The sequence below is a fragment of the Micrococcaceae bacterium Sec5.1 genome (assembly GCA_039636795.1).
GTDB lineage: Bacteria > Actinomycetota > Actinomycetes > Actinomycetales > Micrococcaceae > Arthrobacter.
In genome coordinates this window covers 2,709,512-2,726,469 of the sequence record CP143430.1, presented here as the reverse complement: position 1 = coordinate 2,726,469, position 16,958 = coordinate 2,709,512, and the positions used below count along the sequence as shown (strand labels likewise).

15 protein-coding genes are annotated in these 16,958 nt (G+C 59.4%); 7 read left to right on the top strand and 8 right to left on the bottom strand.

Annotation, left to right across the window (positions count from 1 at the left end; genetic code table 11):
• Positions 1 to 63 precede the first annotated feature (63 nt).
• From VUN82_12445 to VUN82_12435, 3 genes are all read right to left on the bottom strand, one after another.
• The gene (locus VUN82_12445) at positions 64 to 327 is read right to left on the bottom strand and encodes a hypothetical protein (GenBank protein XAS69937.1); all 264 of its coding nucleotides are present in this window, start codon (positions 325 to 327) and stop codon (positions 64 to 66) included.
• 112 nt (positions 328 to 439) lie between these two features.
• Positions 440 to 1,867, bottom strand: coding sequence for an APC family permease (locus tag VUN82_12440; GenBank protein XAS69936.1), 1,428 nt, complete (start codon positions 1,865 to 1,867; stop codon positions 440 to 442).
• Entirely contained in the window at positions 1,857 to 2,777 is a 921-nt protein-coding gene (locus VUN82_12435; GenBank protein XAS69935.1) for a carbon-nitrogen hydrolase family protein, read from the bottom strand. Before VUN82_12435 ends, VUN82_12440 begins: the two co-directional genes overlap by 11 nt.
• 117 nt (positions 2,778 to 2,894) lie before the next feature.
• Between VUN82_12435 and VUN82_12430 the strand changes: the two genes are divergently transcribed.
• Positions 2,895 to 3,497: a TetR/AcrR family transcriptional regulator gene (locus VUN82_12430; GenBank protein ID XAS69934.1), complete on the top strand. Its 603-nt coding sequence runs from the start codon at positions 2,895 to 2,897 to the stop codon at positions 3,495 to 3,497.
• Positions 3,498 to 3,505: 8 nt separating this feature from the next.
• On the opposite strand, the gene VUN82_12425 is transcribed toward VUN82_12430, so the two are convergent.
• On the bottom strand, positions 3,506 to 4,393 hold the full coding sequence (locus VUN82_12425) for a LysR family transcriptional regulator (protein ID XAS69933.1): 888 nt from the start codon (positions 4,391 to 4,393) through the stop codon (positions 3,506 to 3,508).
• Between the two features lie 103 nt (positions 4,394 to 4,496).
• On the opposite strand from VUN82_12425, the gene VUN82_12420 reads away from it, so the two are divergent.
• The 6 genes from VUN82_12420 to VUN82_12395 all read left to right on the top strand — a co-directional run bounded on the left by VUN82_12420 (position 4,497) and on the right by VUN82_12395 (position 11,088).
• Positions 4,497 to 6,089 (top strand): ABC transporter substrate-binding protein, encoded by a 1,593-nt coding sequence (locus VUN82_12420; GenBank protein ID XAS69932.1) that lies wholly within the window; start codon positions 4,497 to 4,499, stop codon positions 6,087 to 6,089.
• Between the two features lie 91 nt (positions 6,090 to 6,180).
• Positions 6,181 to 7,197, top strand: coding sequence for an ABC transporter permease (locus VUN82_12415; GenBank protein ID XAS69931.1), 1,017 nt, complete (start codon positions 6,181 to 6,183; stop codon positions 7,195 to 7,197).
• Positions 7,194 to 8,108: an ABC transporter permease gene (locus VUN82_12410; GenBank protein XAS69930.1), complete on the top strand. Its 915-nt coding sequence runs from the start codon at positions 7,194 to 7,196 to the stop codon at positions 8,106 to 8,108. The genes VUN82_12415 and VUN82_12410 overlap by 4 nt, the downstream gene beginning before the upstream one ends.
• Complete coding sequence (locus tag VUN82_12405) at positions 8,105 to 9,055, top strand: ABC transporter ATP-binding protein (GenBank protein ID XAS69929.1); 951 nt, start codon at positions 8,105 to 8,107, stop codon at positions 9,053 to 9,055. Before VUN82_12410 ends, VUN82_12405 begins: the two co-directional genes overlap by 4 nt.
• Positions 9,052 to 9,867 carry an ATP-binding cassette domain-containing protein gene (locus VUN82_12400; protein XAS69928.1) on the top strand — a complete coding sequence of 272 codons (816 nt, stop codon included), beginning with the start codon at positions 9,052 to 9,054 and terminating at the stop codon, positions 9,865 to 9,867. Before VUN82_12405 ends, VUN82_12400 begins: the two co-directional genes overlap by 4 nt.
• Positions 9,868 to 9,870: 3 nt before the next feature.
• A complete protein-coding gene (locus VUN82_12395; protein ID XAS69927.1) occupies positions 9,871 to 11,088 on the top strand; it encodes a serine hydrolase in 1,218 nt (405 codons plus the stop codon).
• Positions 11,089 to 11,430: 342 nt separating this feature from the next.
• On the opposite strand, the gene VUN82_12390 is transcribed toward VUN82_12395, so the two are convergent.
• The 4 genes from VUN82_12390 to VUN82_12375 all read right to left on the bottom strand — a co-directional run bounded on the left by VUN82_12390 (position 11,431) and on the right by VUN82_12375 (position 16,955).
• A complete protein-coding gene (locus VUN82_12390; protein ID XAS74574.1) occupies positions 11,431 to 13,047 on the bottom strand; it encodes an MFS transporter in 1,617 nt (538 codons plus the stop codon).
• 267 nt (positions 13,048 to 13,314) lie between these two features.
• The gene (locus VUN82_12385) at positions 13,315 to 13,890 is read right to left on the bottom strand and encodes a TetR/AcrR family transcriptional regulator (protein XAS74573.1); all 576 of its coding nucleotides are present in this window, start codon (positions 13,888 to 13,890) and stop codon (positions 13,315 to 13,317) included.
• 156 nt (positions 13,891 to 14,046) lie between these two features.
• Complete coding sequence (locus VUN82_12380; GenBank protein XAS74572.1) at positions 14,047 to 16,227, bottom strand: glycogen debranching N-terminal domain-containing protein; 2,181 nt, start codon at positions 16,225 to 16,227, stop codon at positions 14,047 to 14,049.
• A 236-nt stretch (positions 16,228 to 16,463) separates the two neighbouring features.
• The gene (locus tag VUN82_12375) at positions 16,464 to 16,955 is read right to left on the bottom strand and encodes a MarR family transcriptional regulator (protein XAS74571.1); all 492 of its coding nucleotides are present in this window, start codon (positions 16,953 to 16,955) and stop codon (positions 16,464 to 16,466) included.
• Positions 16,956 to 16,958 lie beyond the last annotated feature (3 nt).

Below are 16,958 nucleotides of genomic sequence, written 5' to 3'. Positions count from 1 at the left end.
AGAAAGCTCGGGGTACATTACAGCCGACGACGGCGGGACTTTGCTGCCGTCGTCGGCGTGTTTCTAGATAGCTGCCTGACGTCCCCAGTCCTTAGGCTGGTTGCCGCTGGTGAGATCCCGTTCCACCGTTACTCCATAGGGAACATCAGAGCTCAGGTTCACCGTGTACATGTCAGGCCCGTGGCGGGTGACAATAATGCCCTGCCATCCTTCTGTCATCGAGTGGTCGCGGGCCATCTCTACAGCCGTGTTGATACTGTCTGAGATTTCTGTTGTCGATTGGCCGGTGATGTGGAAGTAGCGGCCGGCCTCGATCGTAATGATCATTGGACTCCTGCTTTGCTCTTTGTGTCGACTTGGATTGGTCGTCATTTCGCATGCCACGCAAGGACAGGCCTGGGCACCCGTGCCCGGCCCGTCCTTATAGTTGTCGGGGAGTTTAGATTTCAGTGGGCTGGACCGGGGCTGCTTTCTGCCTGGCTGCCCGTGTGTCGTCCGCCTTTGGCGGCAGAACGTTAGTGGGTTCGCCCGGCTGACCCTCACGGTCTTGTAGCCGCATTTCTGGTGGTTCTTTGCGGAATCCTTTGGTGAGGAAGGCGAGGTAGAGCACGCCCAGGCCGATCCAGCAGACGCCGATGGTGATGGCGATGGGACTGAGCTGGGTTAGAAGGTAGATGTCGACGGCAGCCCCGAGTATTGGTAGGACGATGAAGCCAATGATCGAAAGGTCTTTTCCTTGCCGACGGCTTCGGATGAAGTAGGCGACGACGCAGAGGTTCACGGTGGTGAATGCCAGGAAGGCGCCGAAGTTGATGAAGGACGTTGCGACCTCCAAGGAGATGTTCAGAGCCAGCATGGCCACGGCACCAACGAGGACCAGATTGAAGATAGGCGTCCTGGTTCGGGGGTGAAGGCGCCCGAAGAGCCGGCGGGGCAGGACTCCGTCGCGGCCCATGACGTAGAGGAGCCGGCTGGTGCTGGCCTGGATGGCGAGCCCCGACGCGAACCCGCCGACGATAAACAGCATGTTGGTGATGTTGGCGTAGAACTGCCCTCCGACGAGAACCTGCATCGCATATGCCGCAGTGGCTGCTTCTTCAAAGTCCCCGCCGGGATGAACGAGCTGCATGATGTAGGAGACAACGGCAAAAAGTACTCCTCCGACGAGGACTGTCAGGAGGATAGCCCGCGGAATATTGCGCTCGGCGTCTTTGGTTTCTTCGCTGAGTGTGCTGACGGCGTCGAATCCCAGGAAGGCGTAGGCAGCGATGGCCGCAGCCGCGGCGACGCCGCCTACCGTCGTCGCACTATTCCAGAAGGGGTCCGTGAACGAGGACGGCGGGTTTCCACCGAGGTAGGCCAGGCAGTAGGCGATGAAGATCCCGATGAGGGTAACCACCAGGAGGGTCAGCGTCTTATTGACACGGTCGGTGAGCACGATGCCCGTGACGTTGATGATCGTTGTCAGTCCTGCATTCAAGGCGAGCCAGGCCCAAACGGGGATGTCGGGAAACTGTGCTGCGAGGTAGAACGATTGGAAGAGCCAGGCCACGGTGGGAAGGAAGAGGTAGTCCAGGAGGATCGCCCACCCGACGAGGAAGCCGACGCGGGAATCGAGTAGTCGGCGCGCATACACGTAGGCCGAACCTGAGTTCGGAAAGATCTTTGCCATTTTTGCGTAGCTGAGGGCCGTCAGCAGCATGGCGGCAGTGGCGAGGGCGAATGCTGTCGGGGCTGTTCCGTCGCTGGTGGAGGAGATCACACCGAAGATCGTCATGACGATGCCCGGCGCCATATAGGCCAAGCCGAACACGACCACCGATAGCAGGGATAGTTTGGGGGTGAGTTTGATGTTCTCAGCGGACATGGGAGGTTCCTTGGGCTGGGGCAGTGCTGAGGTTGGTCAGGTTTGATGGGGAGTTGGTTTGCCGCCAGAGGCGGGGATCCAGCTGACCCGCGTAGAGCGGCAACGGAATGCTGTCATCATTTTCAGCGAATTGGTCCCAGGGGCGGGTGACGCCCGCAGTGCCATACTGACGTACATTTCCTACTTGGTCCAGGTCGATCACATCCACCAGGGTGGCGTCTTCAGGCCCGGTCGCAGAGATCCGCACGCGGCCTTCAGGGTCAACCAGAAAACTGCGTCCGACCCCGTGCGGACCGGCCGCGTTAACACTGGCAACGAAATTTTGGTTGACGATTGCGTTGGCTTGCCCGATGACCACTTCCTGCACGCGGTCATTGGTCGGGGTCTGGACAACGTTAAGGACGAGTTCCGCGCCCATCCACGCCAGATGCCTGCTGTGCTCGGGGAACCATGCGTCGTAGCAAATGGATAGGCCGACGCGGCCGTAACCAGTCATATCGAAGACTACGAAGTCCTGGCCGGAAGAAACGGTCTCGTAGGGTTTCCAGGGAAAGATCTTCCGATACGCGGCTACAGCTTTTCCTTGCGGGGAGTACACGACGGCGGTGTTGTAGATTCGTCCGTCCGTGCCACGTTCGAGCACGCTGCCCGGCAAAAGCCAGATTCCAAGGTCTCCGGCAAGCTCGGAAAGAGTGCGCCCGCGCAGGCCATCGAGAGGTTCGGCCGAGGCTTCCATGTAGGCCTGCCGGCCCTCAGGACCCGGAGAGTCTGCCGTGTTCAAGTGCAGCTCCGGGTAAACGAAAAGGTCGGCAACCGCATGTGCTTTGACCTTCCGCTCGAGACCAGCAGCAAAATCAGTCAACGTCTCTGCAGGTGATTGCACAAGAGCGAGAGGGAGAAGTCGAGTCATGACAGGGAGGTTTCCTTGCGTATAGCGAGTTTCTTAAATAAAGATTAATTAAAGATTAATTAAGGAACCTGGGTGTGTCAAGGCTCACCTTGAGCGCGGTGTGAAAGCATTGAGATCATGGCAAGACCACGGAACCAGACAGAACGCAGGGATCAACTCGTAGCAGCGGCTGGACGAGTCCTCCTGGACAGGGGCTCATCAGCGGCCCGCCTTTCCGACATTGCAAACGAAGCCGGTGTCACCCCAGCTGCAGTGCTGTATTACTACCGCGACGTTGACGAGCTCTTCAGCGAAGTCTTCCATCAAGGCGTTACGGAGTACTGTGACCGGAGGGAGGCTCGCATCCAAGCTGAGAGCGGACCTGAAGCGCAGCTCAGGGCCTGCGTCCATTCCGGCGTACCTTGGCCAGGGGAAAGCGAAACAGCATCCCGAATCCTCGTGGAACTGATCCCGGTTTATCTGCGCAACGAAGCAGCTGCCCGACAGCAGATGGCGTTCGTGGAACGCCAAACGAACCTCTACAAGGGGATCCTGGAACGAGGCGCGCAGGAGGATACTTTCACCCTGTCGGCGCCCGCCGGATTCCTGGCCCGGAGCTTCGTAGCCCTCGAGGACGGCCTTGTAATGGACGTGCTCCTCGGTGACCTGACACCGGAAGACGAGTACGAGTTTCTGATCAGCTACGCGAGGACCATGGTGAAAACCAAGACAAGGGAGTGAGGTCCCTTCTATGTTCGAGCGGCCGGATACAGGTCCGATGTGAAACGTGAAAGGTTGTTCAGGCACTCCCCTATCGCAGGTGTGGCGAAGTGCAGCGGATTCCACACGCCGAAGAGCGTGAACACCAGATCCTTTCCGCGATGAGTTATGGGCATGGCATGCACTCCAAAACCCGGATCATCCGAGAGCACACAGATGCCTTTGCCTGCGGCCGCCAGCGCTTGGCCGACCCGGGCGGAGCGTACTTCAAATTCGGCTTTATACGTGAGACTCTCGGCGCTAACAGCATCATCGAACATTGTGCGGACACCAAAATCGGTTGTCATGGTTATGAGCGGCCATTGCACGAGTTCCTGGAGGCTGATTTTCTCCCGCCCGGCAAGTGGGTGTTCGGCGTTGCACTGCGCCCAAAGGAACGCCCTCCCCACTACAACTGATTCAAGCTCGGATGGCGGTGGCTTTGTTCCCAGCGCAAAGTCAGCCTTACCTTCTTGCAACGCATCGTAGACAAACTCAGGGGTTGCCTCGACAACATTGGTAAGGACTCCATCTGGCCCCTGCGAAACAATGAAGGGGGCGATGATGTCGGCGATGGTGGCAGAGGCTGCCGCTATCGTCAGCCGTTGCACTGATCCCCCGGCCATTGCACGTGCGGATGATTTGGCCTGGGCGGCGCGAGTGACCAGATCCTTGGCGATGGGCAGAAATGCAGTGCCCGCAGCGGTCAGTGACAATTTTGCTGCTGATCTATCGAAGAGGGTCAGCCCGAGGTCCTTCTCCAACGAACGAAGCTGCCGGGATAAAGATGGTTGGGCCACCATCAACGAGCGTGACGCAGCATTGATGGATCCTTCATCAACGATGCTCAGGAAATATGTCAGGTGCCTTAAGTCCACCTATGCCTCCAAGGTATTGGTTCTACCCATCATAGGCATTTCCCAGGCATAGTGTCGCCTAGTTAGACTCGTCACACTTCCCCCCTTCTTCAAGGAGTCTCTCTTGGCACTCTCATTTCCAACCCCGGCTCGGACCGTGTTCGCTGCGGCCGCCACGGTGGTTCTTGCCTTAAGCTCAGCGGGCTGCACTCCCTCTCCGGATGCACCTTCAAAGCCGGATGTGTTCACGGTCGCCGCGTCTGCTGCCATAACCACATGGGATCCCGTGCGTTCCTTTTCAACCGAGGCGCTGTACATGGGAAACGTCTATGAGCCCCTGCTATGGAAGAACCCTGAAGGCTCCGCCGAAGAATTCAAGCCGGCCATCGCCGAGTCTTGGAGCGCCAGTGAGGACGGAAAGGCATGGACCTTTAAGATCCGTTCAGGCGCAACCTTCCACGACGGCGAGCCCGTCAATTCTGCAGCTGTCAAGGCCAGCATTGACGCCGCAAGGGAGCGGGCAGCAGCATCCTTCATCTGGGCCCCGGTGGAGAGCATAGAAACCCCTGACGACTCAACTGTGGCTATCAATCTTAAATACGCTGCCCCGATGGACCTCGTAGCTTCCTCCACCTATGGCGCCTGGATCGTTTCCCCCAAAGCCCTGGCGGCATCGGCTAAGGACGAGAAGTACTTTGATGCCGGAATTGACGCGGGCTCCGGACCTTACACCATCGACTCCTACAAACCCGGCTCTGAGGTCGCGCTGAAAAGGTTCGATGCCCACTGGAACAAAGAAGAGGCCCCGCATTTCGACGTTGTGGACATCTCCATCACTCCGGATGCGGTGACGGCCCAGCAAATGTTGACCGCAGGAGAGGTCGATTATGCGACCAGCATCCCCGTGGAAAACGCCAAGACGCTGGCTAACGATCCGAAGTTCACGGTGAAAGACTTCAACTCACCCTTCAACTTCCTGGCCATGTTTAACACCAGCCGCGCACCGCTGAATGACCCGGAGGTCCGCCGCGCGCTCAGCTACGCAATTCCGTACAAGGAGATCATCGACATCGGAGGGCAGGGCTACGGTACGCAGTCCCACGGCCCTGCTCCCAAGGGCATATTCCCGTACAGCGAGGATGTCCTGCAGTACTCCCAAGACTTGGAAAAGGCCAAGCAACTGTTGGCCTCAGCTGGCCATGCCGACGGCCTGAAGCTCACTCTTAGCTATGCCTCCGAAAACCCTGCGGAAGCCCGCTTTGTGCCACTGATCAAGGATGCGTTCGCCAAAATCGGTGTGGAAGTGGACGTCAAGGCCCAGTTGTTCAATCAGCAGTGGGATGCCGCCAAGGCCGATCCCGCAACAGCTCAGGACATTTTTGTGCTGTATTACTGGCCGACCTACAGCGACGCCGGCAGTGACAACCTCACCACACTGTTCCATTCCAGCGAAAAGCCGTCCTTCAACTTGAGCTACTGGAAATCCCCCGAGTACGACGCATTGGTGGATAAGGCGGCAACACTGACAGGAACGGACAGGTCTGCAGCCCAGGACCTCTATGAGGAAGCCATGCAGCTCCTTTATAAGGAGGCACCTGCTGCGTTCCTCTACGATGCCCGCGCCGTCTCCGTCGTTCCCGTTGGACTGAACATTTCCCAGTTCAACGAAAATTATCCCTTCACAGTGTTCTTTGCATCCATCAAACCCTCTGCCTAGCTGTCCCTTCAGAGACGCGGCCCGGGCTCGTTGAACCGGGCCGCGTCTCCCCTGTCCTGACCTTCATTCCATCACCAAGATAAGGAGAACCATGTTGCGCTTCGTCCTCAGACGGCTCATCACATCGGTGCTGGTTCTCGCCGTGCTCACAGCGATCGTCTTCGTACTATCCCGTATCGTTCCCAGCGACCCTGCCGTCATTTATGCCGGTCCAAAGGCCCCACCGGCCGAGCTTGACCGGGTCCGCCAAGAGCTGGGTTTTGATCGTCCCATATTCATTCAGTACTTCGAATACTTGAGGAACCTGGTCACCGGTGACTGGGGGCATTCTCTTGCCACAAAACGCCCCGTATTGGACGAGCTGTTCACCCGCCTTCCGGCCACATTGGAACTCATCGGGTTTGCCATAGTCCTGGCTGTTATGGCGGGGATCATCCTTGGCGTGGTGGCCTCCCGCCGCCCCGGCGGATTCCTCGACGGAGCAATCCGTTTCCTCTCTATCGGAGGGATTTCAGTGCCGGCCTTCTGGCTCGGACTGCTCCTTCAACTCCTGTTCGTTGGGGGGCTGGGAATACTTCCAGCAACGGGGCAATTCAGCAACTCCATCAAATACTCCAACCCCATTAGTCACGTGACCGGTCTTCCCCTGTTAGACAGCATGATCACCGGCAACGGCGTGGCCTTCACCGACGGGTTGCAGCACATGATCCTGCCGGCCCTCACCCTGGCCGCATACCCTCTCGGACTCGTTGCACGAATGACAAGGGCCGCCATGCTCGATGTCATGAACCAGGATTACATCTTCACCGCCCGGGCCTACGGTCTAAGGGAGTCCGCCATCCGGTGGCGCGTCGCCCTGAAAAATGCTCTGCCACCCGTCCTGTCTATCGCCGGAATGGCTGCAGCCTACGCCCTGACCGGAACCTTCTTCGTCGAAGCTGTCTTCAACTGGCCAGGGATCGGGCAGTTCGCTACATCCTCCATGCTTGCAGTGGACTACCCGGCCATCATGGCAATTACACTCATGGGCGCCACAGCCTACCTGCTGGCCAACCTTCTGGTGGACATCCTGCAATCCCGAATCGACCCCAGAGTGAGCATGTCATGAGCCCCACCACCCAAATCGCCGCCCCTAGCCTTTCCGGAACGACCGGAGAACAGCGAACCCTCACACCGATCAAGCTACTCAAACAGACGCTGGGCCGTGACCGTTTGGCCGCCGTCGGCGCCATGATCATTATCCTTCTCGTAATCCTGGCTGTTTTCGGGCAATGGCTGGCACCTTTCCCTGATCAGGGAATGGGTGCGACCAATGCCTCCGCCCGAAACCTCGCCCCCAACGCCTTAAACTGGCTAGGCACCGATCAACTCGGTCGTGACGTTCTCAGCCGCATCATCATGGGCGCGAACCCGGCGCTCACCATATCTTCCGTCGTTGTCGCGGCCGCTGCCCTCATCGGCATTCCCCTCGGCGCTGTCGCCGGGTATTGCGGTGGCTGGCTTGACGAAGCCTTGATGCGTGTGACCGAGATCTTCCAGGCCTTCCCGCCTCTGCTCCTGGCGATGGTGACCGTTGCGATTCTTGGGCCCAGCCTGACCAACGCCGGCATCGCCTTGGCCATCAGCTGGTGGCCCTGGTATGCGCGCCTTGTGCGAGCGGAAGCAAAATCCCTTCGGGAACGCTCCTACGTCGAAGCAGCCCGCGCCATGGGCATTCCGCAACTGCTCATCATCAGCCGCCACATACTTCGCAACTGCATGACGCCCATCCTCGTCCAAGCAACCGTTGACATCGGTACTGTGATCCTGGCCGCCGGATCCCTGGCATTCATCGGTCTTGGAACGCAGCCGCCCTTGCCCGACTGGGGCCTGATGGTCGCCGAAGGACGAGGACTTATATTCAGCTCCTGGTGGATAGCCACCTTTCCGGGGCTGGCCATCTTTGTGGCCGTCCTGGGATTCAACCTCCTCGGAGATTCGCTGCGCGACCTCCTTGACCCCAGGCAGGTAAAGCGATGACACACGTACTTAGCATCCGCGACCTAAACGTCGAATTCACCGACCGGGGGAAGGTTACCAACCGCCCCGTCCGCGGGATCGACCTTGATGTTTCCGCGGGTGAAATCCTCGGCCTGGTAGGTGAAACGGGCTGCGGTAAGTCCCTCACAGGACTTGCAGCCTTGGGGATCCTTCCCCGCGGTGCACGGCGCACGGGGCAAGTGAGCATCAGCAATGATCCCTTACACGCCTCCTCGGAACCAGGCGGGCCAGTGGCCATCGTGTTCCAAAACCCCGGAACTGCCTTCAACCCCGTCTTCACGCTTGGCCGCCAACTCAGCGATGTCCTGAGCCGGCACCGACAGATCTCAAGGCCCGAAGGCAAAGTTGAAATCATACGACACCTGAGCCTGGTCGGCCTTCCCGACCCCGAACGTGTCTACCGCAGTTATCCGCATCAATTGTCCGGCGGGATGCTGCAGCGGGCCATGATTGCCATGGCTCTGCTGCGCCAGCCCCGGCTGTTGATACTGGATGAGCCGACGACGGCCCTGGACGTCACTGTCGCCCGGCAAATTTTGGTCCTGATTGACGAACTCCGGCACAAGTTTGGGTTCGGTGTGCTGCTCATCAGCCATAACCTTGGCATCATTCGCGATGTATGTGACCGGGTTGCGGTCCTCTACGCAGGCAGGGTGATCGAAACCGGAACTGTCGAAGCGGTCATGAACAACCCACGCCACCCCTACACCCGCGGCCTTCTGGGCGCCCTCCCAGCAGGGCGAACCCACGGCCAGCGACTGAATGCCATCCCTGGAACAGTGCCGGGAAACCTCCTCTCCCTCACCGGGTGCGCCTTCAGAAACCGTTGCTTGCATGCAGTCACCGACTGCTCCCTCACCGACCCGCTCCTCACCGAGACAGGACCACACCAGGCAGTCGCCTGCCTCCAGGAAGCCGAACTATGACCAACGTTCTCACCCTCGAAAACATCGTCAAAACGTTCCCGCACCATAGAAGAGTCTTCACCGCAGTCGACGACGTCTCCCTCAACATCCAGGAAGGTACCGTCTACGGCCTGGTCGGAGAATCCGGCTCTGGCAAAAGTACCCTGGCCCGCTGCGCCATGCAGCTAATGCGGACAACATCCGGGCGGGCCATCTTTGAAGGACAAGACCTCGGCATGCTCGCACCCAAGGCACTGCGCGCTGTCCGTTCGCGAATGGGGATAGTACTGCAGAATCCCGTGGCGGCCTTGAACCCACGCATGACCATCGGGGCTTCAGTGGCAGAGCCACTACGGACCCACACTTCCCTGAAGGGGCAGACCCTCCAAGCAAGAGTAAACAATCTGCTTGACGAGGTCGGGCTGGGAGCCGAACACGCACATAGGCTCCCACACCAACTCTCCGGAGGACAATGCCAACGCGTCGGCATAGCACGCGCTCTGGCCACCTCGCCCCGTCTCCTGATCCTGGATGAACCCACCAGCGCTCTTGATGTTTCCGTCCAGGCCCAGATTTTGAACCTGCTCCGGGACTTGCAGCAACAAAAAGGGCTGACGTATCTGCTGATCTCTCATGATCTCGACGTCGTCCGCTACCTTAGCGATGACGTTGCGGTCATGAAGACCGGAAAGATCGTAGAAAGCGGACCAGCCGAGCGGATCTTCACCAACCCACAGCACGACTACACCCGCAAACTCCTCGAGGCAGCCCCAGGGCATGGCCAACCAGAGATTGCAAACGCCCACACCCTTAACACGCAAGGCAGCGACTAGAACATGCCAGAGACAACAGCAAGTGGTTTCCTCCTTACGAATCCCGGTAAGATCGACCGCTACACAGGCCAGGACTTCAACGGGAACGTCACCCTGGACAACTGGCAGGAAAGTCCATTCAACCGCTGGGGCTTCGCTCACATTAATGAACTCATCACCACCGCAACGATCCGTCGGGACAGCTCATCCCAGCCGCCTACTGGAATCGCTCCAGTCACCACGGAACACGCAGAGAAGTGGCGCAGTGTTGACCAGTTCCTGGAATCCACGCACACAGATGCCATCGTGGTCCTCCAGCACGGGAACGTGGTCATGGAACGCTACTTTGGCGCTTTCCAGTCGCACGACCGGCACGTCCTGATGTCTGTTTCCAAATCCATCTGCGCGCTCACCATGGGCATCCTGGTAGGCCAGGAACTCATAGATACCCAACAGAGTGTCCGCCACTACGTGCCGGCGCTGAAGGAAAGCGCCTACGGAAACGCGACTGTCCGCCAAGTGCTCGATATGACCGCGGCAGTTCGCTACAGCGAGGATTACCTGGATGCGGACGCTGAAGTCCAGCAGCAGGACAGGGTCGCCGGCTGGCGTCCAAAGCTCGAGACAGATTCAAGGGACACCTACGAATTCCTCACGCGGCTCCAACCTGCCGGCGACCACGGCAGATCATTCCAGTACTGCTCGGCCAGTACAGACGTGCTCGCATGGGTCATTGAGAACGTCACCGGAAAGCGATACGCCGAAGTCCTCTCGGACGAACTATGGTCCCGGCTTGGGACCAGCGATGATGCACTCATTACCACCGATTCCGGGGGGTTCGCCTTTGCGAACGGAGGAATCGCCTGCACCGCACGGGACATGGCAAAAATCGGACAGCTAATGCTTGACGAGGGAAAAGCCAACGGGCAAACAATCGTCCCATCATGGTGGATCAAGGACACGATGCGTGGCGGAGACCCGCAACTGGCCCGGGGAACGGCCTACCAGCAAGTCCACCCCAACGGCTCATACCGAAACCAATGGTGGGTCCCCGGAGATCCGCGAGGCACGGTCTACGCTGCCGGGATCCACGGCCAATTCATCTGGATTGACCCTGTCAGCGACACTGTTATTGCGAAGTTCTCCTCCTGCCCACAGCCGGTCGCGCTCGAACTCAGCCAGACGCATGCTGAAGGTTTCAGGCAAATGGTCAACATCCTGGAACGCAAGAGCGCTAGCTGACTTGCATTCGGCGTAGCGGAGTTCAGTCTCTGGTTCACGAACAGTCTTTCCCGCAAGGTAGCCCCCTTTCCGTCCACATCTCAAGAAGGTTCCAGAGGACCTTGCAGCCGACGACGGCGGGAGTTCGCCGCCGTCGTCGGCTGGTCGTCGCGGTCGTCATCATCGGGGAAGTCGATATCCCGGGCAAATCTCGAGCCAAACAGCATCCTGGCTTCAGGCTTCCCGCACCCTTTATGACAGTCAGATTCAACACCTGCCTCATCCGGGTACGTGCTCGCGGTGGCAGCGACGGTAAACGCAAACCCGCCGTGGGCGACCGACGAGACGCCTTGGGAAGTAAGGTCAGACGGGATCGGCCAGAGGCTCCAGGTCCTGGGCTGTAACCTCTTCGACCGCCGGTTGGTTGTCCATGCCAGCGAGGCCGACGAGTGTGACGACCGCTGCAACAGCGGCAGCGATCGCACCGATCAGGAAGGCCAATTGGAATCCACTGCCCAATACTGTCAGGGCAACCTCGTGCGCACCAGCTGGGAGGGTGGGAACACTATTGACGGCAATTGCTCCACCGGCCTGGGCGATACCCAGAACCGGGCCTGCCTGCTCCGCCGGGAGGTTTAGCGCGCCCAAGGCAGGAATCAGCTGGCTGTTGGCCGTCCCGAAAGCGATCGCACTGCCAATGACGGGGCCGAGCGCGAAACCGAGATCGCGAACAAGGTTCGTCGTAGCGCTGCCCATCCCGGCAAGGGACTTCGGCACGGTGTTCACAGATACCTCCGAAATCGACGCGATGGTCAGGGCCCAGCCAATACCGATGAACGCCCCTGGAAGGAAGAACTTCGTCCAGTCAAAGTCGTGCGGGTCAAATCCGCCCGCGATAAAGGCACCAACGGCGATCAACGCGAACCCGAGACTGAGAAGCCACCGTGGACTGACGGAGTGCAGGAGCCTGCCAACGACCGGGGCGAAGACGAAGGACGGGCCCTGCATCACGAGCCAAATGACCCCGATGTAGACCGCATTCTGGTGCTGCAGCACGCCAAGCCAAACGCTGGTGGAGAAACAATAAACGAGAAATCCAAAGGTACCGATCACAGTCACCATGCCAACAATCGAGAATGAACGAATCCTGAACATGCCCAGGTGCAGCAGCGGCGAAGGTGTTCGCAATTCGATGATGATGAATGAGGCCAGCAGGACAGCCGCGACGAGGTAGCCGATGATGATCTCCGGTTGGCTCCAGCCGACCTCGGATCCCTGCACTGTCGCCCAAAGGGCCACGGTCAGGCCCACAGCAAACGTCACCTGTCCGGGAAGATCCAGCTTTCGGCCCATAGGCGCCGACGAATCCGTTGCCCGGATAACCAAAGCAAGCGTAATCACTGCGCCGACCGCGATCAGCACATAGCCGCCCTGCCACCAGCCCGCGTTTGCGAACGCCCCGGCAATGATGGGACAGATGGCACCGCCAAGGGAGAGAAATCCTGCCCAGGCCGCGATGGCTCGGGTCCGCTGGACTGGTGTGTGCACGACGGCGGCCACCATCGCCAACGACGTCGGATACAACGCGCCCGCACCCAGGCCGTTCAGTGCAGCGCCAAGCCACATCACTTCAACCGTCGGAGCCAACACCGAGGCTACGCTTCCAGCCAGAAGGAGCAGCGACCCCAGATACATGAGCCTCTTTCGCCCAAAGATGTCACCGATGGCTCCGAAGGTTAGCTCGAAGACGACAACCGGAATCAGGAATGCTGCGGTGATCCACGTGAGCTGCGAAGCGTGGGCGTGAAAGTGCTGCTGCAGAACACCGTTCAGTGATCCGGGTATGACGTTCGCAATCGAGGAGACGAACGGTGCGGCAAAGGCTGCGGTAAGGGTCGCGCCCACACGAACCTGGATGCCGGGCGGGTTCGGCTCAGGACCTTGATTCGATGGTTTGCCAAGTTGATTCGGATAAGTCACGTGGAACTCCTTTGTTCACGGAAATGGGTGACGTAAAACCCGCCGGGCCGATGCAGCGCGACGCCCCAGCCCGAATATATACGGTTCGTATCGTATTGACAATGCCTCAAGGGCGGGCCTGTCTGCCAAACCCGGCCGGGCTATCCCAGATGCAGCTGGCGAGGGCTGGCGTGATTTACGCCTTCGGGCGCGGGCTCCCGGGCAGGCAAAGAGGAAGGGATTGACGCTGTCAGCGCCAATCCCTTCCTGTGTTTGTTCCTTATCCAGCTATGCGCGGACGCCTTCCAGCACTGCCCTTAGCGTCTGGTCCGTCATCTTTCGGTCTAGTGGTCCAGTGTGAAGCAACAACCGAAAATAGATTGGCGAGTAGAGAAGTTCAGTCACAACCATGGCAGGTATGTCACTCCTGATCGACCCCTCCTGGACCGCCCGCTCAATGAGGGCAAGCGCGGCTTCCAAACGGTGATTCCAGAATCGGTCCTTGAACTCGGCCATGGCAGCCGGATCGTACTGGCACTCCGCGATCAGCTGGGCGACGAGGTGGCCCTCCCGGCCGCCATAAACCTCAGCCAGTGAGCCAAGATGCTCTTTGAGTGCCTCGATCGCCGGAACATCCTCCAGTATGGGAGTACGCGCGATGTGGTTGTCGAGGAAGGTGTCAATCACGACCGCAGCCTTGCTGGGCCACCACCTGTAAATCGTTGTCTTGCTTACGCCCGCCTCCCGGGCGACACGCTCAATCGATAGCTTTTGGACGGTCAAGGCACCAGGTTTTCTGTCATCAAGCAACGCCATGGTGGCGTCGAGGATCGCTCTTTGACTCTGCTCGCTTCTAATCGCCATACGATGACTCTAATACGTGATCCATCCAATACGAAACGTTCACGATAGTCCGGCAGCACTCTGACGAGCTGTCATGAAGGTCGCGTTTGCGCTGTTCGAAGTACCCGCTGAGCCTTCGCCTGACGGGCCAGGGGGACGTGATTGCCGATCAGCGGCTTATTCCGGCGGAGCGTTGTGGGTGTTAGGCCATTTCTCGCGGCCAGCTTGCCGGACGAGTTCTGCCAGCCACGGCCTGCGGCCGCGGTGGAAGACCATACCTTCAGGCATTTCGTGGACTGAGGGTATTGAATCCTCGATGTCGAGACTGATCCGGCCAGCGGCCATGGGTGCGTTCCTGACATGCAGGTCACCATAGGACTTCGGGAGCACAGGATCCATCCAGAAACCGCCCTGGGACGCATCGGCATCAAATCCCAGCAGGCTGGTCACCAGGAAGATGGGTGTGGTCGCTGCCCAAGCCTGCGGGGTACAGGCCGTGGGATAGGGCACGGGCCGCGCGTAGCGTTCCCGGCTGAAGCCGCAGAACAGCTCTGGCAATCGGCCATCGGAAAGCTCGGCCGCCTCGAGCAGGGCAGTGGCGATACGCTGCGCTTCCTCAACGAATCCGTAGCGCAGCAGGCCGGCGGCAATGATCGCATTGTCATGCGGCCACACCGAACCGTTGTGATAGCTTGCCGGGTTGTAAGCGCACATGTCGCTAGCCAAAGTCCGCACTCCCCAGCCGCTGAACATTTCCGGGGACATCAGCCTTTCAGCAACCAGTGGGGCCTTGTCCTCGTCCACGAGTCCGGCCCAAAGGCAGTGGCCCATGTTGGAAGCGCAGGCATCGACTTGACGCTTGTCGCGGTCCAAGGCCACCGCATAGTAGCCCCGATCCGGCATCCAGAACTGCTCATTGAACTGTTCCTTCAACTGGCTGGCACGAATGGCCAACTCGTTTCCCAAGGGACCGTCTCCCGCTTGGTAGGCCATCCATGCACGCGAGAGATACGCAACGTAGACGTAGGCCTGCACCTCGCAGAGAGCGATAGGGGGTACGGCCAAGGCTCCGTCAGCGAAATTGATGCCATCCCAAGAGTCCTTCCAGCCTTGGTTGACGAGCCCGTTGGGATTGAGTCGCTCGTACTCAACGAATCCATCACCGTCCTTGTCGCCGTAATCCCTGATCCAAGCCAGCGCCCGATCTGCATGCGGAAGGAGATCGGCGATGGTTTCTTTCGCGAAGCCCCAGCGACCGACGGACCCCAAGACCACCAAAAACAGGGGCGTTGCGTCGACACTCCCGTAGTAGACGGATTTTCCACCCAGGGACAAACCGCTGGAAACGTCAAGCCGGACTTCGTGGAGGATCTTGCCTGGCTCCTCCTCGCTCAAAGGATCCACCACTGTTCCTTGCCGTTCTGCCAGCGTTTGGAGTGTGCCCAATGCCAACGACGGATCCACCGGCATCGACATCTCGGATGCCCACAGTGAATCGCGGCCAAACAGCGTCATAAACCAGGGTGCGCCCGCGGCCACCACGACACGGTCAGGATGGTTCGGATCCTCTATGCGAAGGGAACCCAAGTCGTCGTAGCTCCGGCGGCCAATTCGCTCGATAGAGAGGTTTCCCATCTGCACTACGGGAATCTTTGCCACCCATTTCTGCCGACGCAGGTCACGAGGGGATAGGCCGTCCTCATCAGGATGGACAAACATAGCTTCAGGATTGGTCCCCTCGGCCATCGGAGTCACTGTCAAGGTAGTGCTCCACTCGCCGTGCGGCGGGACCGAGACCCGGTATGTGAGCGTCTCTTGACCAATGTCCGCTCCAGGAGCCTGGACAACAACGCCCTTCCGGACATCTTGCCAAACAGCCTGGATGGTTAGTGTGTCCCCGTCAGATTGGCGGGTCTGATCCCAGCGCCGCTGGATCCGCGCCTCCTTCACCTCGAACAGATCTGCGAAATCCGCCTCAACTCTCAGTGAGACAACACAATCGACGCGGTCCAGTGAGTAATTTCCGATGCGCACATGTTCTTGTATGCCCACTCCAACTTCCCGCAGCCGCTCCACAATCAGCGGGCTGTCCGCATACCCGTCAGAGCGGGGAACCCGCGTTGCAAACAGCGCTCGGTACGGCTCCTTCATCTCCGCCGCCAACGGCTCAAGGGGGTAACCGTTAATCGTGAGCTGCCAGCAGGACAAAATGCGTGTGTCCCTGACAAAAAGACCGTGTGGATGTTCCGGCTGCATGTCCCCGCTCTGCAAAGAGATGCAGAACGAGGACCCCTCGAGCAGGGTAATCGTCCCGGCTCCCAGAGGCCCCGCCGCCGTGTCCGCATTCCAGCCAGCCATCTCAGGCCCTCACAAATCTGAATCGCCCGCCCTGATCCAGCGGGTCGTGTTGCTGCCGTCAATGCCAATTCTTCGACCGACGCTACGCCTGCTTTCCCTCTCAGGCCAGAGCACGCGTTGACTCGTGACTAACCTCCGCGACGGCGGATACGTTGCCCTATCTATCATCCTCCGGCTGCGTTGGCGGTTGCCGCGTTGAGTGGATGAGGGTTAAGGATCATGGACACGATCGCGAATCAGTCGATGTCACGGAGGCATCGATCGTCAGGGTCGATGGTGCGCATGATGCGTTGGCAGATTTCGCTCAGCTGGCGTGACTGCGTCTTAGTGAGAGGATCGAAGACGAGGCTTCGGACAGCCTCTACATGACCGGGGGCTGAGCTGGCGATTTTTTCCCACCCTTCTTCGGTCAGGGTTGCCAGAGTAGTGCGGCCGTCGGTGGGGTCGGGTGAGCGGAGCACCCAACCGCGCTTTTCAAGACGGGCAACCACCTGGGACAGGCGCGGGAGCCCAGCCTCCGCAAAGCCAGCCAAGTCGCTCATACGACGGGTCCTGTCAGGGGCCTCAGAGAGCCCAGCGAGAACCGTGTACTCAAAGTGGCTGAGCCCTGCGTCGCGCTGCAGTTGAGCATCCAGGGCAGGGGGCAGCCGCATCAGCACGCCAACGAATGCGAGCCAGGCCTGTCGCTCCTCGTCATTTAGCCACCGAGGTCCCGAAGAATCTTCCATGAG